At 65.6% G+C, this 20,445-nt stretch carries 16 protein-coding genes and 2 pseudogenes; 6 read left to right on the top strand and 12 right to left on the bottom strand.

What is annotated here, in order from left to right:
- Positions 1 to 35 precede the first annotated feature (35 nt).
- Positions 36 to 1,616: a TerC family protein gene (locus KHN96_RS00580; protein ID WP_045219894.1), complete on the top strand. Its 1,581-nt coding sequence runs from the start codon at positions 36 to 38 to the stop codon at positions 1,614 to 1,616.
- Here KHN96_RS00580 and KHN96_RS00575 read toward each other — a convergent pair.
- Together KHN96_RS00575 and KHN96_RS00570 are read right to left on the bottom strand one after the other, a co-directional pair.
- Positions 1,613 to 2,530: a DMT family transporter gene (locus tag KHN96_RS00575; RefSeq protein WP_062738978.1), complete on the bottom strand. Its 918-nt coding sequence runs from the start codon at positions 2,528 to 2,530 to the stop codon at positions 1,613 to 1,615. The genes KHN96_RS00580 and KHN96_RS00575 overlap by 4 nt on opposite strands.
- Positions 2,531 to 2,616: 86 nt before the next feature.
- Entirely contained in the window at positions 2,617 to 3,384 is a 768-nt protein-coding gene (locus KHN96_RS00570; RefSeq protein ID WP_062739013.1) for an AraC family transcriptional regulator, read from the bottom strand.
- Between the two features lie 263 nt (positions 3,385 to 3,647).
- On the opposite strand from KHN96_RS00570, the pseudogene KHN96_RS00565 reads away from it, so the two are divergent.
- From KHN96_RS00565 to KHN96_RS00555, 3 genes and pseudogenes are all read left to right on the top strand, one after another.
- Positions 3,648 to 5,169: pseudogene (locus KHN96_RS00565) on the top strand (ATP-binding protein); the annotation flags it as partial.
- Entirely contained in the window at positions 5,156 to 5,815 is a 660-nt protein-coding gene (locus tag KHN96_RS00560; RefSeq protein WP_045219901.1) for a response regulator, read from the top strand. The pseudogene KHN96_RS00565 and the gene KHN96_RS00560, both read left to right, overlap by 14 nt.
- 106 nt (positions 5,816 to 5,921) lie before the next feature.
- A complete protein-coding gene (locus KHN96_RS00555) occupies positions 5,922 to 6,452 on the top strand; it encodes a Spy/CpxP family protein refolding chaperone (RefSeq protein WP_062738976.1) in 531 nt (176 codons plus the stop codon).
- A gap of 18 nt (positions 6,453 to 6,470) precedes the next feature.
- Here KHN96_RS00555 and kdpC read toward each other — a convergent pair whose 3' ends face one another.
- The 8 genes and pseudogenes from kdpC to KHN96_RS00515 all read right to left on the bottom strand — a co-directional run bounded on the left by kdpC (position 6,471) and on the right by KHN96_RS00515 (position 14,801).
- Positions 6,471 to 7,094, bottom strand: coding sequence for a potassium-transporting ATPase subunit KdpC (gene kdpC, locus KHN96_RS00550; protein WP_062738975.1), 624 nt, complete (start codon positions 7,092 to 7,094; stop codon positions 6,471 to 6,473).
- 15 nt (positions 7,095 to 7,109) lie between these two features.
- Positions 7,110 to 9,335 carry a potassium-transporting ATPase subunit KdpB gene (gene kdpB, locus KHN96_RS00545; protein ID WP_062738974.1) on the bottom strand — a complete coding sequence of 742 codons (2,226 nt, stop codon included), beginning with the start codon at positions 9,333 to 9,335 and terminating at the stop codon, positions 7,110 to 7,112.
- Positions 9,336 to 9,375: 40 nt separating this feature from the next.
- On the bottom strand, positions 9,376 to 11,148 hold the full coding sequence (gene kdpA, locus KHN96_RS00540; protein WP_062738973.1) for a potassium-transporting ATPase subunit KdpA: 1,773 nt from the start codon (positions 11,146 to 11,148) through the stop codon (positions 9,376 to 9,378).
- Positions 11,149 to 11,167: 19 nt separating this feature from the next.
- Positions 11,168 to 11,257, bottom strand: a complete 90-nt coding sequence (gene kdpF / locus KHN96_RS00535) for a K(+)-transporting ATPase subunit F (RefSeq protein ID WP_004628487.1) — start codon at positions 11,255 to 11,257, stop codon at positions 11,168 to 11,170.
- Entirely contained in the window at positions 11,254 to 11,379 is a 126-nt protein-coding gene (locus KHN96_RS22885; protein WP_004628489.1) for a hypothetical protein, read from the bottom strand. Before KHN96_RS22885 ends, kdpF begins: the two co-directional genes overlap by 4 nt.
- 31 nt (positions 11,380 to 11,410) lie before the next feature.
- Positions 11,411 to 12,208: a TorF family putative porin gene (locus KHN96_RS00530; protein WP_062738972.1), complete on the bottom strand. Its 798-nt coding sequence runs from the start codon at positions 12,206 to 12,208 to the stop codon at positions 11,411 to 11,413.
- 807 nt (positions 12,209 to 13,015) lie between these two features.
- Positions 13,016 to 14,131 (bottom strand): annotated as a pseudogene (locus tag KHN96_RS00525) (DUF6402 family protein).
- 196 nt (positions 14,132 to 14,327) lie between these two features.
- Positions 14,328 to 14,801 carry a hypothetical protein gene (locus KHN96_RS00515; protein ID WP_045219912.1) on the bottom strand — a complete coding sequence of 158 codons (474 nt, stop codon included), beginning with the start codon at positions 14,799 to 14,801 and terminating at the stop codon, positions 14,328 to 14,330.
- A gap of 567 nt (positions 14,802 to 15,368) precedes the next feature.
- On the opposite strand from KHN96_RS00515, the gene KHN96_RS00510 reads away from it, so the two are divergent.
- The gene (locus KHN96_RS00510; RefSeq protein WP_062739573.1) at positions 15,369 to 18,221 is read left to right on the top strand and encodes a sensor histidine kinase; all 2,853 of its coding nucleotides are present in this window, start codon (positions 15,369 to 15,371) and stop codon (positions 18,219 to 18,221) included.
- 33 nt (positions 18,222 to 18,254) lie between these two features.
- Positions 18,255 to 18,950: a two-component system response regulator KdpE gene (kdpE, locus tag KHN96_RS00505; RefSeq protein ID WP_045219919.1), complete on the top strand. Its 696-nt coding sequence runs from the start codon at positions 18,255 to 18,257 to the stop codon at positions 18,948 to 18,950.
- Between the two features lie 23 nt (positions 18,951 to 18,973).
- On the opposite strand, the gene KHN96_RS00500 is transcribed toward kdpE, so the two are convergent.
- Both KHN96_RS00500 and KHN96_RS00495 read right to left on the bottom strand, forming a co-directional pair.
- Entirely contained in the window at positions 18,974 to 19,414 is a 441-nt protein-coding gene (locus KHN96_RS00500) for a universal stress protein (protein ID WP_045219921.1), read from the bottom strand.
- Between the two features lie 123 nt (positions 19,415 to 19,537).
- On the bottom strand, positions 19,538 to 20,407 hold the full coding sequence (locus KHN96_RS00495) for an AraC family transcriptional regulator (RefSeq protein WP_062739574.1): 870 nt from the start codon (positions 20,405 to 20,407) through the stop codon (positions 19,538 to 19,540).
- Positions 20,408 to 20,445: the final 38 nt, after the last annotated feature.

Below are 20,445 nucleotides of genomic sequence, written 5' to 3'. Positions count from 1 at the left end.
GGCAGATCGTCTTCCCGCAGTCTTGATTGCCCTCTATGACCTGGCTTGCTGACCCGTCCGTCTGGATCGGGCTGTTCACCCTCGTGGTGCTCGAGATCGTTCTCGGCATCGACAACCTCGTTTTTATCGCCATCCTGGTCAACAAGCTGCCGCCCGCGCAGCGTGACCGCGCGCGCATGATCGGCCTCGGCCTGGCGCTCGTGATGCGCATGGTGCTGCTGGCCACCATGTCGTGGCTCATCGGACTGACCAGGCCGCTGCTCACGCTGGGGCCGGTGGAACTGTCCGGGCGGTCGATCATCCTGCTGCTCGGCGGGTTCTTCCTGCTGTTCAAGGCCACGTCTGAGCTGCACGAGCGCCTTGACGGCCAGCCGCATGACGAAAGCCACGGCACAGGCCATGGCAAGTTCTGGAACGTGATCGCGCAGGTGGTGATCCTGGATGCGGTGTTCTCCATCGACTCCGTCATCACGGCCGTGGGCATGGTCAACGACCTGCCGGTGATGATGGCCGCAGTGGTCATCGCCATGGGCGCCATGCTGTTTGCATCACGCCCGCTGACGCACTTCGTCAACGCCCACCGCACGGTGGTGGTGCTGTGCCTGAGCTTCCTGCTGATGATTGGCTTTTCGCTGGTGGCCGAGGGCCTGGGCTTTCATATTCCGAAGGGGTATCTGTATGCGGCCATCGGCTTCTCGATCCTGATCGAGTTCTTCAACCAGGTGGCCCAGCGCAATACCGTGCGCTACGAGCGCCGCCGCCCCCTGCGCGAGCGCACCGCCGATGCCGTGCTGAGCCTGCTGGGCGACCGCCCCGGCACGCCAGCGGATGCCGAATCGCATGAAGCAGTGCCGCACGAGGATGGCCACCCCGAGCCGCAGGCCGTGTTCCGCCCGGAAGAGCGCAGCATGGTCAGCGGCGTGCTCGATCTGGCCGAGCGTTCGGTGCGTTCCATCATGACGCCGCGCCACGATATTTCGTGGGTGGACCTGGAGGCCGATGCGGCCGTCACGCGCAAGCTGCTGCTGTCGGTGCCGCACAACCAGTTCCCGGTCTGCCGCGGCGGGCTGGATGACCTCGTGGGCGTGGCGCGCGCCAAAGACCTGATGGGCGATCTCGACACACGCGGCACCATCGACGTCGAGCGCACCGTCAAGCCCGCGCTCAAGGTGTCCGACAACATGGGCATCCTGCGCCTGATGGACCAGCTCAAACGTGCGCGCGGGCGCATGCTCGTCGTGACCGACCCGCTTGACGTCGTGCAGGGCGTGGTCACACCCATCGACGTGCTGGAAGCGATTGCCGGCGAGTTTCCCGACGAAGACGAACGCCCCGGCGTGGTCGAGGTGAGCGACGGCTGCTGGGAGGTGGCCGGCGAGGCCGACTTGCGGCAGCTCGAAGACGTGCTGCAAGTCGACTGGCTGCTCGACGAAGGCGGCGGCGCGACAAGCCTGGGCGGCTACCTCTTCAACCAGTGGGACCGCCTGCCCGAGGTGGGCGACACACTGGTGCGCCACGACCTGCGGTTCGTCATCCTCGAAGCTGGCAGCCGCCGCATCGTGCGCGTGCGCATCGAGCGCATGGAAGACGTGACGGCGCCAGAGGCCGAAGCCTAAACGGCTTCTTCGGGTGGCGATGCGGCAGGCGCGGGCCTGCGTGTCAGCGCGAGGCTCGCCACCGCCGCCAGCACGCACGCAATGCCGCCCACCTGGCGCACGCTGACGGATTCGCCAAGCAGCACCGCCGCAAACGCCACCGCCGCGACGGGCGCCAGCGCAGTGAACAGCGCTGCCTCTGCACCACTCACGCGCGCTGCGCCGGCATACCACACCACGAAACCGCCGACCGTCGGCACGACCGCATAGTAGGCAACGGCCACCAGCGCCTGCGCTGCCTGCGTCGATGCGTGCAGTTGCCAGGGCGATTCCCCCAGTGCAGGCAGCAGTGCCGTCAGCAAGCCGAACGCACTCATCGTGGCGGACAGCGCCAGTGGCGGCACCGGCGTACGCAGCCGCTTGTTGAGCAGGATGAAAAGCCCCTCGCATAGCACGGCGCCGAGCACCAGCAGATTGCCCAGCAGCGGGTGCGCGGCGTCGCTGCCCGGCTGGAACGCGATGGCAAGCACACCGGCCGTGGCCAGTGCGATGGCGCCCAGGACGGCGCGGCGCGGCCGCTCGCCCAGCAGCAGGATCGCAATGAGCGCAGACATGACAGGCAGCGTGCCGATGATCACGCCGGCATCTGCCGCGGAGGTGTAGCGCAGCCCCGAGATCAACAGCGTCGTGTAGCCGACGCTGCCTGCTGCGGCCTGCAACACCAGCAGCGCCCAGTCGCGCCGCGCGAGCACCGGCCAGCGCGTGCGCATGACCCGCATGATGAGAAGAAACAGCGGCAGCGCGAGCGCAAAACGCAGCGCCGTTGCCGTGAAGGGTGGCAGGCCCGCCGCGATGATCTTGCTGGCCGCCACGGTGCTGCCCACCAGCACCATCGCCAGCGCCAGATAGAGATAGCCTTCGAGCCGCTTCGACATGTCGCACCCCGCGCAGATGAAAGCCGCAGGATGCCCCCGCGCTGGGCGGCCGTCTTGAACGAAATTGCAGCGCGGCGGTGTGTGCCCTAGCGCGCCGCCGCCACCATGCCGGGCGAGACCCCGTACTTGCGCACGAACTGCCGCGTCATGTGGCTCTGGTCGGCAAAGCCGCAGGCGGCGGCCACCTCGGCCAGCGGCAGCCCTTGCGCGATGAGGCGGCGGGCCAGCGCCACGCGCCGCTGCAGCTGATATGCGTGCGGGGTCAGGCCCGTCACGCGTGCGAATCCGCGCAGGACCTGGAATCGGCTCAGCCCGGTCTCGGCGGCAAGATCGTGCAGCGAGACGGCGGCGGCCGGGTCATCGTCGATGCGGCTGCGCGCGGCGCGGATGGCATCGGGCGCATCGTCGGCACGATGGGTGCGGGCGTGCAGCGCATCGGCAAGGACGGCCAGCAGCAGTTGCTCGCGCAGCAGCGCATCGCCGCGCCCGCCCGAGGCCGTCATTTGCGCAAACAGCAGGCGCACCTGGCGGGCCAGCCGGGCGTCGCGGATGACGGGGCGGCTGAACTCCGCCGCGCCGGGCACGCTGGCGTGCAGGTCGCTGGCAAGGTCCGCCACCACGTCGGCGTCAAGGTAGAGCATGCGCCACGCCCGTCCGGTATCGCCGATCGGTGTGCCGTCGTGCACCTCGGCCGGGTTGACGGTGATGACGTCGCCGGCGCCGGCTTCCACCATGCCGCGCCCGCTGAACGATTTCTGCGCGCCGCGCTCGATGATGCCGATGCCGAACTGCCCGTGCGTGTGGCGCGGAAAGCTGTGCGGCGTGTCTGCGGCGACGGCCTCCACGCCGGGCATGGCGCAGCGCGGCATGAAGAACGCGGGGCGGGGCGTCTGGCGCGGCAAAGGCGGCTCCGTGGGTGAAGAGCGTGTGGGGCGCGCCGGGGCGCCAAGTGGCAGCAGCATACGCTTTCTTCGCATTTCGCTCACTTTCTGGCCGCGTGCCGTTGCTATGCTCGCGTACGGCTGCTGGCACGCCCGGTAAGATGAGCGCGGCCCACCTGCCGGGCACTGCGCAAGCCGCTCCCGCCGGCGGTGCGCCAAGCCGCCCTGATTGATTCATGCGCCTGTCTTTCGGTATCACCTCCAAGCTGTTCGTTGCGCTGTTCACGCTGAGCATCGTGGTTGCGCTTGCCATGGGCGCGGCGGTGCGCTGGCGCTTTGACGCCAATTTTCTCGACTACGTGAATGCCCGCGAGGCCGAGCGCATGGCCGCCATCGCGCACGGCGTCGAGGCCGCCTACGCGCAGCACGGCAACTGGGATTTCCTGCGCAGCGACCGCGCCGCGTGGTTCCGCCTGCTGCGCCGCGAGGGCGCACGTGCGCGGGCAAGCGGCATGGGCGCCGATCGCTTCGAACCCTCGGCGGGCTACCGCTTCGAGCCGCCGCCCGGCCTCGAGCCGGACATGCCGCTGCCGCCGGGCCCACCGCGTCTGCCGGGCGAGCCGCCCCCGATGCCGCATTCGCCCATCTGGCTGCTGGACGCCGCGCGCAACGTCGTCATTGGCGATGGCCCGCCGCTTGGCCCGAACGCGCGCTGGCACGAGCTGCATCACAACGGCCAGACGATCGGCTGGCTGGCCATGCCGCCGCGTGTGCGCGTGCCTGAGGGCGCCGACCAGGCTTTCCAGGCCCAGCAACTGCGTGCCACGTGGATCATCGCGGGCCTGTCCGTCCTGCTGGCGGCGCTGGTGGCCGTGCTGCTCGCGCGCGGGTTGCTGGCCCCGATGCGCCGCCTGACCGACGCAGCACGCCGCATGGCAGACGGCGACTACGCCACGCGTGTCGACGTCCATTCGCGCGACGAACTCGGCGGGCTGGCGGCGGATTTCAACCACCTCGCTGCGTCGCTCGAGGCCAACCAGAAGATGCGGCGCCAGTTGACCGCCGACATCTCGCACGAGCTGCGTACGCCGCTGGCCGTCCTGCGGGGCGAACTCGAAGCGCTGGAAGACGGCGTGCGTCCGCTGACAGCCACGTCGCTTGCGTCTTTGCAGGCCGAGGTTTCCATACTCAGCAAGCTCATCGACGACTTGTACGAGCTCTCGCTGGCCGACGTGGGCGCGCTCGCATTCCACATGGAGCCGCTGGACCTGGCCGACACGGTGTGCAGCGCGGTGCAGGGCTTCACGCCGCGCCTGATGGAAAAGGGCATCGCCCTGCAGATCGACGTGCCGCAGGGGCCGGCGCATGCAACGATGGTCCGCGGCGACGCGCAGCGCCTGCGCCAGGTCATGCACAACCTGCTCGAGAACACGCTGCGCTATACCGACGATGGCGGCACGCTGCGTGTGCGCGTCCACCAGGACGGCGCGTGGCAGCAGGTCGACGTGCAGGACAGCGCGCCGGGCGTGCCCGAGGCGATGTTGCCGCGCGTGTTCGATCGGCTGTTCCGTGCCGATGCGTCGCGCAGCCGGGCGCACGGCGGGGCCGGGCTTGGGCTCAGCCTGTGCCAGACCATCGTTGCCGCGCACGGCGGCACCATTGAAGCCAAACCCTCGCCGCTGGGCGGGCTGTGGATTGCGATTCGCCTGCCGCTGCTCGCCCAGCCATGACACGCTAGCCGACCATGATCCTCATCATCGAAGACGAACCGAAGCTGGCCGCGCTGATGACCGACTACCTGCGCGCCGCCCACTACGAGACCGAGTGTCTGCCCGACGGCACGGACGCCGTGCAGCGCATCCGCGAGACCACGCCCGAGCTCGTGTTGCTCGACCTGATGCTGCCTGGCAAGGACGGCCTGCAGATCTGCCGCGAGGTGCGCGGCTTCAGCGAGGTGCCGATCGTCATGGTGACGGCGCGCGTGGAGGAGATCGATCGTCTCCTCGGCCTGGAGCTCGGCGCCGACGACTACGTCTGCAAGCCCTTCAGCCCGCGCGAACTCGTGGCGCGCATCAAGACCATCCTGCGGCGGGTGCAGCGTGCGGGCGGCGTGCCTGACAGCGCCCTGGTGATCGACAGCACCGCCTATACCGCCACGCTGCGCGGCCAGCGGCTCGATCTCACGCCGGTGGAGTTTCGTCTGCTGTCGGCGCTCGCGGCCGCACCCGGGCGCATCCTGTCGCGCGCCAACCTGCTCGAGCAGATCTACGACGACCACCGCATCGTGACCGATCGCACGGTCGACACGCATGTCAAGAACCTGCGCCGCAAGATGGAGCAGGCCAGCCCGGGCACCGATCTCATCCATTCGGTCTACGGTGTGGGCTACCGGCTCGACGCCTGAGGTTCAAGAAAACTCCTCGGTTTGCCCACCGTTGGTGCAACTTCAGTGCCTACAGTGGGCGCATGGCCGGCGCGCCCGGCCGATGAACCCTTCAGGAGCCTCATTCATGACCGTTGTGACTTCCCGCCGCCTGCCCGCGCTTGCCGCCGGGCTCTTGCTCTCGTGCGCCGCGCTGGCGCAGACCGCCGCACCCGGTGCGGTTCCGCTGTCGCCGATGCCCGCGCATGGTCCCGGCATGATGGGCCGCGGCCCAGGCATGGAAATGGGCCCGTACCGTGGCGGCATTCCGTTCCTGCGTGGCCTGAAGCTGACCGAAGCGCAGCGCGACAAGGTCTTCGCCATCGAATATGCGCAGATGCCGGAAGCGCGCGAACAGCGCAAGGCCATCGCGCAGGCTCACCGCGAATTGCACCAGATGGTCGTGTCCGGCCAGTATGACGAAGCGCGTGCCCGCGCGCTGACCGAGACGCTCGGCAGGGCGGTGGCCCGCGAAGCGCAACTGCGTGCACAGGCGGGTGCCAAGATCATGCAGGTGCTCACGCCCGAGCAGCGCAAGCAGATCGGCGAGCGCGAGGCGCAGCGCGTGGCCGAACTCGAACACGGCGAGGGTGGGCTGGAGCCCGTGCCGGTGATGTAGCCGGCACATCGGGGGCGCCTACCGCAGATCGTCCAGCGCCAGGTTGAGTTCCAGCACATTCACGGTAGGCTCCCCAAACACACCAAGCACCGGCCCCTTGGTATGCTCGGCGACCACCTTCCTCACCAGGTCCGGCGACATGTGCCGCGCCCGCGCCACCCGCTCCACTTGATACGCCGCCGCCGCCGGGCTGATGTCCGGGTCCAGCCCACTCGCAGAAGCGGTCACAAGATCAGCAGGAATCGGCGCAGTGTTCGTCGGGTCCGCTTCCTTGAGCGCCGCAATGCGTGCCTTGGCCGCTTCCGTCAACGCCGGGTTGCTCGGCCCAAGGTTCGATCCGCTTGACGCCTGCGCGTTATACGGATTCGGCGCAGTCGCCGAGATCCGCCCCCAGAAATACTCCGGGGTGTCAAAGTTCTGCCCGATCAACGAAGACCCAACAGCCTTGCCGCCACGCTCGATGATCGAGCCCCCGGCCTGCGCCGGAAACAGCGCCTTGCCGACACCCGTCACCACCACCGGATACAGCACCCCGGTAATGAGCGACAGCCCGACGAACACCACCAGCGCCGCACGCAGCAGCCCACCTTGTTGCGGCACATCGGCCTGAACAGGTTGACGCGCTTGAGTTGTGGTTGCCATGAATGCACTCCTTCCTTAAACCCAGCCCATTGCGGCCAGGAACATGTCGATGATCTTGATGCCCGGGAAGGGCAGCAGCAGGCCGCCCAGGCCGTAGATCAAGAGATTGCGGCGCAGCAGCGTGGCGGCGCCCAGCGCGCGGTACTTCACGCCCTTGAGCGCCAGCGGGATCAGGAACACGATGATCAGCGCGTTGAAGATCACGGCGCTCATCACGGCTGATGCCGGCGTTGCCAGGTGCATCACGTTCAGCGCGGCGAGCTGCGGATACGTCGTCGCAAACGCGGCCGGGATGATGGCGAAGTACTTCGCCACATCGTTGGCGATCGAGAACGTGGTGAGCGAGCCGCGCGTCATCAGCATCTGCTTGCCGATCTCGACAATCTGGATCAGCTTGGTCGGGCTGGAATCCAGGTCGACCATGTTGCCGGCCTCCTTGGCGGCCTGCGTGCCGCTGTTCATGGCGACGGCCACGTCGGCCTGTGCCAGGGCGGGCGCATCGTTGGTGCCGTCACCGGTCATGGCAACGAGGCGGCCCTGCGCCTGCTGTTCGCGGATCAGCGCCAGCTTGGTCTCGGGCGTGGCTTCGGCAATGAAGTCGTCGACGCCGGCTTCAGCGGCGATGGACGCGGCGGTCAGGCGGTTGTCGCCGGTGATCATCACCGTCTTGATGCCCATCTGGCGCAGCTCGGCAAAGCGCTCGCGGATGCCGGCCTTCACGATGTCCTTCAGTTCCACCACGCCGAGCACGCGGTCGTTGTCGGACACCACCAGCGGCGTACCGCCCGCGCGTGCCACGTCGTCCACGGCCGTCGACACGGCATCGGGAAACTTGCCGGCCAGCAGCGTGACATGCGTGCGAATCGCATCGGCCGCACCCTTGCGGATCTGGCGTGCCTCGCCGTTGTGCCCAACGTTGATGCCGCTCATGCGCGTTTGCGCAGAGAAGGCGACGTACACCGGCTGCGTCTTCGCCAGCGCGGCTTCATCGATGGACGCCTCGCCCAGGTTGCGCGCGAGCGTGACGATGCTGCGGCCTTCCGGCGTTTCATCGGCCAGCGACGACAGCCATGCGGCCTCGGCTAACTGCTTGGCCGTCACGCCCGGCGCGGGGATGAAGCGCGACGCCTGGCGGTTGCCGTGCGTGATCGTGCCGGTCTTGTCGAGCAGCAGCACATCCACGTCACCGGCCGCTTCCACGGCGCGGCCGGAGGTGGCGATCACGTTGGCCTGCATCATGCGGCTCATGCCCGCCACGCCAATGGCGGAGAGCAGACCACCGATGGTGGTCGGGATCAGACACACCAGCAGCGCGACGAGCACGGTAATCGTGATCGGCGAACCGGCCTTCATCGCGTCCACCGAGAAGATCGAGTACGGCAGCAGCGTGACGGTCGCCAGCATCAGGATGATGGTCAGGCTCACCAGCAGGATCGTCAGCGCCAGCTCGTTCGGCGTCTTCTGGCGCTTGGCGCCTTCCACCATCGAGATCATCCGATCGAGGAAGCTCTCGCCGGGGTTGGCGGTGATGCGCACGATGATCCAGTCCGACAGCACGCGCGTGCCGCCCGTCACGGACGAGAAGTCCCCGCCCGATTCGCGGATGACCGGTGCCGATTCGCCCGTGATGGCGCTTTCGTCCACCGAGGCCACGCCTTCGATGACCTCGCCGTCGCCGGGCACCATGTCGCCGGCTTCGATGAGCACGATGTCGCCACGGCGCAGCGCGGTGGCAGCGCGTGCTTCCACACGGTCACGGCGGCCTGCATCCGCCAGCACCTTGGCCTGCACCGTGGTCTTGATGCCGCGCAGCGATGCGGCCTGCTGCTTGCTGCGGCCCTCGGCCAGCGCTTCGGCAAAGTTGGCGAACAACACCGTGAACCACAGCCACACCGACACGGCGAGGATGAAGCCCGCCGGCGCCTCGGCCTGGCCGCGCAGCGCCATCACCCACAGGATCGTGGTGAGGATGCTGCCGACGTAGACGACAAACATCACCGGGTTCTTGGCCTGCGCGCGCGGCGACAGCTTGCGGAAGCTGTCGACAATGGCGGGCTTGACCAGCGCCGACGAGAACATCGACAGCTTGCGCACATCCTTGGCGGACAGCGTGGTATGCGTCGTATGCGTGCTGCGTGCCTGCGGCTCGGCGGCTGCAGCAGCACCAATGCCGGCGCTCGGTTCAAGCTTGTGCTTGACCGTACGCACAGCCGGTTCGGATTCGGGATAACGGATAGCCATAAGGCACCTGTTGATATGGGGTAGACGACTCGCCGTGCGCTTAGCGGGCGAGATGCTCTGCAATGGGGCCCAGTGCGAGCGCCGGGATGTACGTGAGCGCGCCCACCAGCAGCACCGAGCCGATCAGCAGCACCACAAACAGCGGCCCATGCGTGGGCAGCGTGCCGGCCGTCACGGGCAGCCGCTTCTTGGCGGCAAACGTGCCTGCCATCGCCAGCACCGGCACGATGATCCAGAAGCGGCCCAGCCACATCGCAATGCCCAGCGCGATGTTGTAGAACGGCGTGTTGGCAGACAGGCCCGCAAACGCGCTGCCGTTGTTGTTGGCCGCCGATGAGAAGGCGTACAGCACTTCAGAGAAGCCGTGCGTGCCGGGGTTGAAGATGCCGGCCTTGCCCTGCGTGACCACCACGGCGATGGCCGTGCCCACCAGCACCAGCAGCGGCGTGACGAGGATGGCGATGGACGTCATCTTCATCTCGAACACCTCGATCTTCTTGCCGAGGTATTCCGGCGTACGGCCGATCATCAGGCCCGCAATGAACACGGCCAGGATGGCGTACACCAGCATGCCGTACAGGCCCGAGCCCACACCGCCAAACACCACTTCGCCCAGCTGCATCAGGAACATCGGCACGAAGCCGCCCAGCGCGGTCAGCGAGTCATGCATGGCATTCACCGCCCCGCACGACGCTGCCGTGGTGATGGTGGCAAACAGCGACGAGGCCACGATGCCGAAGCGCGTTTCCTTGCCTTCCATGTTGCCCACGGCCTGGTCGATGCCGAGGTTCGCAAGCATCGGGTTGGCATGCAGCTCAGCCCATGCCAGGAAGACGGCGAGCACGGCAAACAGCACCGTCATCGCCGCAAGCACCGCCCAGCCTTGCCGGCCATCGCCCACCATGCCGCCAAACGTAAAGCACAGCGCCGCCGGGATGATGAAGATCGCCAGCATCTGCACGAAGTTCGTCAGCGCGTTGGGGTTCTCGTACGGGTGGGCGGAGTTGGCGTTGAAGAAGCCGCCACCGTTGGTGCCGAGCATCTTGATCGCCTCTTGCGACGCGACCGGGCCCATCGGCAGGGTCTGCGTCTGCGTGGTGGCTTTCTCGGTGACGGGGTTGCCTTGTGCGTCCTTGAGCGGCTGGCCGCTGGCGTCCATCTTCGGGTTGTCGTACGTGGTGGCGGTGACGGTGGTCACCTCCTTGTAGCCATCGAAGTTCTGGATCACGCCCTGGCTCACGAAGAACACCGACACCAGAATCGACAGCGGCAGCAGCACGTAGACCGTGGCGCGCGTGAAGTCGACCCAGAAGTTGCCGATGGTGTTGGCCGAGTGGCGCGCAAAGCCGCGGACGAGCGCAATCACCACCGCAATGCCGGTCGCCGCAGACAGGAAGTTCTGCACCGCCAGGCCGAGCATCTGCGTGAGATAGCTCATCGTGCTTTCGCCCGAATAGCCTTGCCAGTTGGTGTTGCTCACAAAGCTGATGGCCGTGTTGAAGGACGAATCCGGCGTGATGGCACCAAAGCCCTGCGGGTTGAGCGGCAGCCACTGCTGCACGCGCTGCAGCGCATACACCGCCAGCGCGCCCAGCACGTTGACGACGATGACAGCCAGCGCATAGCGCTTCCAGCCCATCTCGGCCTGCGGGTTGACGCCGGCCACGCGATAGAACAGCCGCTCGACGGGGCCGAGCCAGTGCGCGCGCGATGGCTTGTCGCCAAACACGCCGGTCATATACGCGCCCAGCGGTTTGGCCAGAACCAGCAGCACGACCAGGTAGATCGCCAGCTGGAGGAGGAACGCATTCATGGTGTGCCTCGCAGTGTTGTTAGAAGCGTTCGGGCCACAAGAGGGCGACGAACAAGTAGACGAGCAGGACCACCGTGATGGCCCCGGACAGCACATAGAGCCAGGTCATTGCTGTTTCTCCATCGCGTGCGTGGTTGGTTGGTCTTTGGTGGCAAGCCGGCCGGAGAGGGCGAGCAAGCCGCCCACTGCCAGGGCCAGCACCGCAAGGCCGGCGAGATAAACGAGGTCCATATGCGCTCCCTTTTCCTTCAGGTCGTGTTGGTCAGAACGTCTTGGTCACCGCCAGCAGCGCGGTGGCCTTGCCCATGTAGTTGCCGCGCGTGTTGGTGTACGCGGCGCGCGCAGCGTTGGTGTCGATGTACGCAAGCGATGCCGTCCAACCGCTGCCGAAGTCCTTCGTCACGCCCACCTTCCAGTCGGCATACGAGGTCCGCACCACCTGATGCGGCACCTGCTGATAGCCCACGTGCAGGTTCAGCGTGAGGCCCCAGAAACCGGTGTCGAAGTTGCCCGACAGATCGAAGTACTGGCTGTGGTGGCTATCTGCAAAACCGAACAGGTTGGAGAACGCATGCGAGTACTTGAACGAGACCGGCCCGTAGCCGATCTGTGCATAACCCTCGGTGGTGTGCGGGCGGGTGTAGCCGTCGGGGTAGCTGCCCGGGTAGTAGTACTGCAGCACGCCCACATCAATGGGCACGTCCTTCATCACCTCGGTCTTGTAGCCGCCGTAGAAATCCATCTCGATGGGCGCAGAGACGTTGGGGTTGGAATCCCCCAGCCAGCTGATCGACGAGTTCCAGTTGCCCACGTAGAAGCCGTTGGGCACCGCGTAATCCACGCCGCCCTGGATGGCGGGCTTGTTGTTGGTCTGCATGAGACCTCGATAGCGGTATTGGCTGGCCAGCGTGACATTGGCCGTCAACGGGCTGGCGGGTGCTGCGGCCGGGGCCGGCGCAGCGTCAGTGGACTGCGCAAAAGCGGCCGCGCTCGACAGTGCTGCGGCACAGAAGACAACGCCACCCATGACGGTGGCGTGCAAAGAAACCTTGGCTTGCATGGACCTTTCCCTTGTTGTTTTAGGTGCCGCCCGGCCCGGCGCAGGTGCGCGTCAACGGGGCCGGATGCGGCGTGCAGGCAGGCTCCCGTCACAGGGCCTGCGTGCAGTGCAACAGTAGGGAAAGGGGGGTAAAAACGGGGTAAAGGTTGGAGGGAGGGGTGTAAACGGGGTGTAAAAATCGCTGAACGGCTAGCGAGAGCTTCCTTGCGAGCCATTGCTGCCGGGGCGCAGCAGTCCAGACGTAAAACACGGCAGGCATTCTCATCGACCAACAGGAGCCGCATGTCGCGGCTCTCTCCGTGCAGATCATGTGCCGCTCAGGCTGAGGCCCCCCATCCCCGCCTTTGCCTCACGCTCTTCCCCGTTCCTCGCGCTCCCCACGCGGCGGCGTCAGCCTGCCGGTGTTGTCGGCGTTACTCATACACCTCGCCGTAGCGGTCCCATTCGATGCAGAGTTTGCTCACTGGAGCTTGGCTCTCAGGCGGTCTAGCCATGTGGGCGGCAATGGCACATATGCATCTTGCTTCTCCGCATCAATACTGTAAATAACCCTGTCATTGCTAAATACAATTTGCGGACTCAGATCGCTATACGTCCTTTCCGCGAGAAGTTCATGCGTTTTTTCATTATAAATTCTAAAAAGCGTGCCATTCCTATAAGGCAAATAACATATTTCTCCAATATAATAATTGAAATAACTTTTCTCCTGCTCGCAATCATAGGCTTGCTCCCGATGCCGAACACTCATGAAATATTGCGACGCGCAAATTATCGCAATTAAGGAAAGAATAACCTTCAGTATCAATTTCACGAAATCTCGCCCGTTAGCAAGTCAAAATCAATAATAATAGGGCGATGAAAATATATTTTTCTCATGTCGGAGTATAATATCAAATCTCCTCCCTGTTTGTGCTCGATTTGCCAATTCCTGTAGTCATCGTTGCTGGCCGGATAATATACTGTCCAGTCTTGAGGCGCCCCATTTTTTGCAACAGGAAATCTGGCCCAGCGAGACTTGGTTATCCTTCCAGCAGCAAAGGCGGCTGGAACAACAATAAATCCGCCCTTGTTCCAATGACCTAAATACTGACTGCCCCCGTCGCTAGGGCGGTCGTAAAATGTGAAGATGTCACGCATATACGCGAAAACCTCATGTATTTCGAGCCTCCCGCGCTGCCGCCTTTCATATGTGACGTATGTTGTATAGCGATATCTTCCCAGTGCCAAGTAGAAGGCGAATGCGCCAAGCGCACCATATAGATCGTCCATGAACCGACCACTCTTCCATTGGACGCCTCTAAATAGCATCGCAAATTGCTCTCCTCCGTTGGCGTCAACGTAAATGAATTGATATTGCCAATGATTATGGAGTTTTTGCATATCCCTCCCGCAAAGATCCCACACATCAACAATGTATGGGGATGGCTCGCTTTTTACAACCTTGCTTACAAGCGTCTTTTTTTCGTTTTCGGAAAATATGCGCCGCCTAACAAGTTCGTCATATTTTTCTTTTGCTCACTCAAATTTAAGAATCCAATCCATCTTAAACATGGTTGTGTCAATCATGCTTGGTGGAAATTGTTTCCCATCTTGATTTAGGCCAAGTTTTTCGCCTTTATCGCTTGTGATGTAGTTAAGTTCACCAGCAAACCACTTCCTTTGTAGCTTCGCTGCCATCGGCCAGCCGATACGCTCCATCGCATCTGGAATTTGCTGGATATCGGACGGCGCCACTCTGGGCTTTTTGACTTCTGGCTTGGTGGCAGCCTTTTTGGGTTTCGGGGGTGGCGGTGTATTAAGCCAATCCTTGAAGTCATAAAAACTCTCGATCAAGCCTTTCGGCGGCTGCTTTGGTTCTGGCGGCTTGGGTGGGGGCGGTGGTGGGGGTGGCTGATCCCGCAGGGGTGGCGCAGGTTTTGCCATGGACAAGGAAAATTCCTCTGCATCAAGCGCCGTGCAAGTGTTCTTTGAGAGCACCCACCACGGATTCCACAGGATGCTTTTTTCCAGGTACTGCATCTTTTCGTCTGACGTACTCATCTGGCGTGTCTCTGTTTGTATTTCTTGTTTGGATTTAGCAGAAAACCGCCTTGCGGCGGTTTTCATCGCGCACGAAATGTCACTCGACCGCTGCTGCTGCCTCCTTCTTCCTCGGCCCCTTGGCAAACCGCACCGACAACGCCTTCCGCGCCGCATCCAGTCCCTCACCATGGCCAGCCACCTTGAGGAAGGCATACCCCTCCAACGCGGCATTCATCACATCACTACCCAACGCCAGTTGCGAGTCCGTCATCCGTTCATGAATGCGGTCCAGGCGCGTCAGACGGCTGCGCAACAGGTCAAACGCAGCCAGATCACGACGCAGTTCAGCAATGTTGAAGTTGGCGGGCAGCACGTTGGGGTTAGCGCCCAGCACTTCGACGGCCTTGCGGGCAAACGCTTCAGATTTATCGCCCATCTTGGTCAGAAACCGCCGCTGTTCGACCGTGAGGTCGATCAGCCCACCAAGCTTGTCCTCCAGGGTTTTCAGCGCGCCATCCACGGCGGCCAGATCGGTTGGGCTGAGCTGAAATGAGATCAAATTCTGCGACATCGCATTCCTCTGTTACGGGTTGGCAACGTCATGCCGGAAGGGCATGACTGCGCGAGAGTGGATGCTGCGCGGCCCATCTGCAATGCTGCCCCTCATTTTTCAGAAAACACCTATGTGGATGTCGTCCGGAACGCCGCGGATGCGGTTCAGAACCTGAGGCCCCCGGGTTCGGAACGCCACACGTGGCGTTTGGAACCCCGCGGTTAGCGTTCCGAACGGCAGGCATGAGGTTCTGAACCCCATGCTTGGCGTTCGGAACCTCACACCATGGCGTTCCGAACGTTTTTCATCAGGTTCTGAACCTCAAACACAGGGTTCTCAACGCCGCAAGTGGGGTTCTGAGCCTCATGCATGCGGTCATCAACGCCTCGCTTGCTGTTCAGCGGCGCTGCGGCGGCGGTCCGAGGCATCGGCTAAACCCTCCGCGCGTCGATATCTCTGATTTTTACGCCGTTTTTACACCACCCTCTCTAAGCTCCCCACCACCCGCCACACCCCACACCCGGGCCGTCCATCCGCCCATGGCACAATCCGCAACGCCCGCCACAACGGGCCACCCAGCCCACCATGCCTGACGCCACCCCGCGCAATCCTGCGCCGCGCCCCGACCCCGATGCCCTGTTGCAACGCGTGCAAGAGGAGGGCGTGCGTGCTGCCATGGGCAGGCTGCGCGTCTACTTTGGCGCGTCGGCGGGGGTGGGCAAGACGTTTGCCATGCTGACCGCCGCGCGGGCGCTGCGCACGCAGGGTGTGGACGTGGTGCTGGGCGTGGTGGAAACCCACGGCCGGGCTGAGACCGAAGCCCTTATCGACGGCATCGAACGGCTGCCGATGAAGGACGTGCCCTACCGCGAGCGCGTGCTCAGGGAATTCGACCTCGATGGCGCCCTGGCGCGCCGGCCCGCGCTGATCCTGGTGGACGAACTCGCGCATTCCAACGCGCCCGGCAGCCGCCATCCCAAGCGCTGGCAAGACATCCAGGAGCTGCAGGCGGCCGGCATCGACGTGTGGACGACGGTCAACGTGCAGCACCTCGACAGCCTGAACGAGGCGGTGGGCGGCATCACCGGCATCCGCGTGTGGGAGACCGTGCCGGACACGGTGTTCGATGGGGCGGACGAGGTCATCCTCGTCGATCTGCCCGCCGATGAACTGCTGCGCCGGCTGCACGAAGGCAAGGTCTATCTGCCGGAACAGGCCCGGCACGCCGCCCGCAACTTCTTCCGCAAGGGCAACCTGATCGCGCTGCGTGAACTGGCGCTGCGCCGCACGGCGGACCGCGTGGACAACGATGTGCGGGCGTGGCGCACGCAGGAATCCGTGCAGCCGGTGTGGCGCACGCGCGAGGCGGTGCTGGCCTGCATTGGCAGCGGCGACGACGCCGAGCAGGTCGTGCGCAGTGCGCGCCGTCTGGCGGGGCAGCTCGATTGCGACTGGCATGTCGTAACCATCGCCACGCCGCGTCTGGCGCCGCCGTCCGACGCCGCACAGGCGCGCCTGCAGGCGGCGATGCGGCTGGCCGAACAGCTCGGCGCGCGCACCGAGGCATTGGCCGGCAGCGACATGGTGCACGCCGTGGTGGCTTACGTGCGCCGGCACAATCTCACCAAGGTGGTGCTGGGCCGCGCGCCGGCGGATTGGCGCCGTGGCGGTGCTTCGTGGCCGGCGCGCGGCCGGGCGCTGCTGGCGCTTGCGTTGTCGCCGTTCCTGGGCGCGCAGGGGTGGTTGTTCGGGCGACGCAGCTTTGCCGATGCGCTGGCCGCCGGCTGCCCGGAGATCGACGTGATCCGCGTGGCGGCAGACACCACGCGCGTCGACGTCAAACCGCGCCACGACAGCGGCCGCGCCGATGCCGATGCCGCTGGCACCGACGGTGCACGTCGAAAAGACTACGCTTGGGCCGCCATCTGGTGCGCCGGCGCGACGGCGCTGTCGGCGCTCACGCGGCCGTGGTTCGATCTCGTCAACATCGCCATGCTGTTCCTGGCGGCCGTGGTGGGTGTGGCGTTGCGACACGGGCGCGGGCCCGCGGCGTTTGCCTCGGTGCTGGCGGTGGCGGCCTTCGACTTTTTCTTCGTGCCGCCGCGCTTCTCGTTTGCCGTGAGCGACGTGCAGTACCTCGTGACGTTCGTGGTGCTGCTGGCGGTGGGGTTGGTGATCGGCCAGTTGACCGCCGGCCTGCGCGAGCAGGCGCACCTGGCGGTCGCGCGCGAGACGGAGGCGCGCACGCTCTACGAGCTGGCACGCGAGCTGTCCGCCGCGCTCATGAACGAGCAGATCGTGGCGATCGGCAGCCGCTTCCTGCGTGCCGCGTTCGATGCCAATGCGGCGTTCTTCTTTGTCTGCGCAGAGGGGCGCCTGTTGCCGCCGGTGTCCGAGACCGGCGAGCGCAGCGTGACCGAGCACGGCGATGCGGTGGACCGCGTACTGGCGCAATGGGTGTTCGACCACGGCCAGCCGGCCGGCACCGGCACCGATACCTTGCCTGGCAGCTCCGTCCTGTATCTGCCGCTCAAGGCGCCGATGCAGGTGCGCGGCGTGCTGGCGGTGGAGCCCCGCACATGGCGCGCGTTTGCCCAGCCGGCCGTGCGCCGGCAGGTGGACGCGTTCTGCACGCTCATCGCGATTGCGGTCGAGCGGCTGCACTATGTGGACGTGGCGCAGCAGGCGTTGCTGCAGATGGAATCCGAGCGGTTGCGCAGTTCGTTGCTGGCGGCGGTGTCGCATGATTTGCGCACGCCGCTCACCAGCCTCATCGGCATGGCGGAAACGCTGCAGCGCAGCCATCCACCGCTGGCGCCGCCGGTGGCCGACACCGTGCAGGCAATGCGCGAGCAGGCACAGCGCATGCATACCATGGTGATCAACCTGCTCGACATGGCGCGCCTGCAAAGCCGCGATGTCGCCATGCGCAAGGAATGGCAGTCGGTCGAGGAAATCGTGGGCGGGGCGCTGGCCGCCATGCGCGGCGCGCTGGCGCAGCATCGCGTGGTGGTGGCGAACCTGTCTGCGCTGCCGCTGCTGGAATGCGACGCCGTGCTGATGGAGCGTGTCGTCTGCAACCTGCTGGAGAACGCCGCGAAGTACACGCCCGCCGGCACGGAAATCCGCATTGGCGCGCAGGTGCACGGCGATGAACTGCGCCTGACGGTGGAAGACGATGGCCCCGGCGTGCCGCCCGGCAAGGAACGGCGGATCTTCGAGAAGTTCACGCGCGGCGAGCGCGAGTCGGCGTTGGCTGGTGTGGGGCTGGGGCTGGCGGTATGCGAGGCCATCGTGCAAGCGCATGGCGGGCGGATCTGGGTGGAAGCCGCGCAGCGCGCCGATGGGGCCAGCGCCCGGGCGGGCGCACGCTTCGTGGTGGCGCTGCCGCGCGGCAATCCGCCCCGGATCGAGCCTGAGACGGCCGAGCTGGCCTAGGCATCAAGCAAGTACGTAAGAGAGGCGGCACACATGCCATTCGAGTTTTCGCCCACGGTGCTGATCGTTGAAGACGAGCCCCATATCCGCCGGTTCGTGCGCACCACGCTGGAAGCCGAGGGCTGCACCGTGCACGAGGCGGAAACGCTCAAGCGCGGGCTGATCGAGGCCGGCACGCGCAAGCCCGATCTCGTCATCCTCGATCTCGGCTTGCCCGATGGCGACGGCGTGACGCTGATCCGCGAAGTGCGCACGTGGACGGAGGTGCCGGTGCTGGTGCTCTCCGCCCGCGCCGATGAAGGCGACAAGATCGTCGCGCTCGATGCCGGTGCCGACGACTACCTCACCAAGCCGTTTGGCGTGGGCGAGCTGGTTGCGCGCCTGCGCGTGCTGCTGCGCCGGCACGCCAAGGCCAATGCGCAGGGCACGTCGCAACTGGCGTTCGGCGATGTGGTGGTCGACCTCGCCAACCGGCTCGTCACGCGCGCCGGCCAGACCGTGCACCTGACGCCCATCGAATACCGCCTGCTGGCCGTGCTGCTCGCCAACCGGGGCAAGGTGATGACGCACCGCGAACTGCTGCGCCAGGTGTGGGGCCCTTCGCAGGCGCAGAGCAGCCAGTACCTGCGCGTCTACATGGGGCACTTGCGGCAGAAGCTCGAAGCCGACCCGGCGCAGCCCGTGCACCTGCTCACGGAGACGGGCGTGGGCTACCGCTTTGCCGGCTAGCCGCCCGCCCACGTCACACGCATTCAGCGATACACCACCACCGGCACGTGCGCATAGGTGAGCACCTTGCGCGTCTCGTTGCCGATCAGCAGGCGGCCCATCAGGCTGCGGTGCCCGTGCGAGGCCATGAAGATGACGTCGCACCCATGCCGCTTTGCCGCGTCGAGAATGCCGAGGTAGGGCTCGGGAAACTGCGACACGTCGGTGTCGAAGTCGATGCCTTCTTCACGGGCACGCTCGGCGATGCGCTCGATGCAATCCTTGGCGTAGCCCTGCACCTGTTCCATGTAGTGCGCGTGCGGGCATTCCCCCACGCCGGCCGAGTAGGCCATGTTGGGAAATTCTTCGATGCACGTGTAGGCGGTGAGCCGGCAGCCCGTGGCGCGCGCGAGCTTGAGGGCACCGTCGATGGCCTTGCGGCATTGCTCGGAGCCGTCGGTCGGCAGGAGGATATGGGCAAACATGGCGGTCTCCATGGGGAACCCATGTTCACGTTACTGCGCCCGTGCGGGCGCCTCTATCGTGGAAAACGCTAGGGGCTGCGACGTCCCGCCAATCCTGCGTGTGCGGGCCCCTGGGCGGGCTGCCTATCGGCCCTGCCAGGCCTGCCGATAGCGTGACGGCGATGCACCCAGTTGCATGGAGAAGCGCCGGCTGAAATGGCTCGCGCTGGCAAAGCCGCAGCCCTCGGCAATCGTTGCCAGCGGCAGGGCGGTCGTGCGCAGCAGTGTCTGCGCGCGGGCCATGCGCTGCTGCATCACCCAGTCATGCGGCGCCGCCCCGAACGACGCGCGGAACATCCGCGCGAAATGAAAGGCCGACAGGTTGGCCTCCGCCGCAAGCTCACCGAGCGAGAGCGCCAGATGCAGTTCGGCCTCGATGCGGGCGGCAAGGCGCCGACACACGTGCGGCGCAAGCCCGCCGCGCACGGCAAGCGCGCGTGTGCGGCCCTGCGTCTGCACCAGGTACGACAGCGTGTCGTTGGCCAGCGCGTTGGCGCGCATGCGGTCGTCGAGGTCGGTCCAGTCGAGTTTGGCGATGCGGGCGCAGGCCTGTGCGAGGTGCACGTCTTCGATGAAGGTGCGGTCGTGCAGGGTGAACAGGCGCGGCTCGGCGTCGAGCAGGCGGACGGCGTGCCCGGCCAGCGCCTCGGGCGCGAAATACAGATGGACGAAGCGCATGGGCTGTTCGATCACCCATGCCGACTCATGCTCGGCCGGCAGCATGCACACGCGCCCCGGCGCACCAAAGAGGTTGGGCAGGTCCTGCCGGTGCGTGGTGTAGCCGCCTTGCAGATAGACCGACAGCGTGTGGTGCCCCGGCTGCGTGTAGCGCGCCTCGTCGTGTTCGTTGCGCCAGATGGCGGCGGTCACGCCATCGCCCAGGTTGGCGACACGTTCCAGCGAGGCGCGCGAGCCGCGTGCGAGCGTGCCGAAGACGCTGGCGTCTGCGGTCATGCGTGGGTCTGGCGAGGCGGGGGTGGGAGCGGGGTGCA

The sequence above is a fragment of the Ralstonia mannitolilytica genome (assembly GCF_905397375.1).
GTDB lineage: Bacteria > Pseudomonadota > Gammaproteobacteria > Burkholderiales > Burkholderiaceae > Ralstonia > Ralstonia mannitolilytica.
The sequence above is the reverse complement of the archived record's forward strand: the minus strand, read 5'-3'. Positions and strand labels throughout refer to the sequence as shown.

What these genes read in the sequence shown, in the direction of transcription:
- kdpF (WP_004628487.1), bottom strand. Translation starts at nt 11,257, where the DNA reads ATGACCTGGCTCTATGTGCTGTCCGGGGCCATCACGGTGGTCCTGCTC.
- kdpC (WP_062738975.1), bottom strand. Translation starts at nt 7,094, where the DNA reads ATGGCAACCACAACTCAAGCGCGTCAACCTGTTCAGGCCGATGTGCCG.
- KHN96_RS00495 (WP_062739574.1), bottom strand. Translation starts at nt 20,407, where the DNA reads ATGACCGCAGACGCCAGCGTCTTCGGCACGCTCGCACGCGGCTCGCGC.
- KHN96_RS00580 (WP_045219894.1), top strand. Translation starts at nt 36, where the DNA reads ATGACCTGGCTTGCTGACCCGTCCGTCTGGATCGGGCTGTTCACCCTC.
- KHN96_RS00575 (WP_062738978.1), bottom strand. Translation starts at nt 2,530, where the DNA reads ATGTCGAAGCGGCTCGAAGGCTATCTCTATCTGGCGCTGGCGATGGTG.
- KHN96_RS00530 (WP_062738972.1), bottom strand. Translation starts at nt 12,208, where the DNA reads ATGCAAGCCAAGGTTTCTTTGCACGCCACCGTCATGGGTGGCGTTGTC.
- KHN96_RS00570 (WP_062739013.1), bottom strand. Translation starts at nt 3,384, where the DNA reads ATGCCCGGCGTGGAGGCCGTCGCCGCAGACACGCCGCACAGCTTTCCG.
- KHN96_RS00500 (WP_045219921.1), bottom strand. Translation starts at nt 19,414, where the DNA reads ATGTTTGCCCATATCCTCCTGCCGACCGACGGCTCCGAGCAATGCCGC.
- KHN96_RS00510 (WP_062739573.1), top strand. Translation starts at nt 15,369, where the DNA reads ATGCCTGACGCCACCCCGCGCAATCCTGCGCCGCGCCCCGACCCCGAT.
- kdpB (WP_062738974.1), bottom strand. Translation starts at nt 9,335, where the DNA reads ATGGCTATCCGTTATCCCGAATCCGAACCGGCTGTGCGTACGGTCAAG.
- KHN96_RS22885 (WP_004628489.1), bottom strand. Translation starts at nt 11,379, where the DNA reads ATGGACCTCGTTTATCTCGCCGGCCTTGCGGTGCTGGCCCTGGCAGTG.
- kdpA (WP_062738973.1), bottom strand. Translation starts at nt 11,148, where the DNA reads ATGAATGCGTTCCTCCTCCAGCTGGCGATCTACCTGGTCGTGCTGCTG.
- kdpE (WP_045219919.1), top strand. Translation starts at nt 18,255, where the DNA reads ATGCCATTCGAGTTTTCGCCCACGGTGCTGATCGTTGAAGACGAGCCC.
- KHN96_RS00560 (WP_045219901.1), top strand. Translation starts at nt 5,156, where the DNA reads ATGATCCTCATCATCGAAGACGAACCGAAGCTGGCCGCGCTGATGACC.
- KHN96_RS00515 (WP_045219912.1), bottom strand. Translation starts at nt 14,801, where the DNA reads ATGTCGCAGAATTTGATCTCATTTCAGCTCAGCCCAACCGATCTGGCC.
- KHN96_RS00555 (WP_062738976.1), top strand. Translation starts at nt 5,922, where the DNA reads ATGACCGTTGTGACTTCCCGCCGCCTGCCCGCGCTTGCCGCCGGGCTC.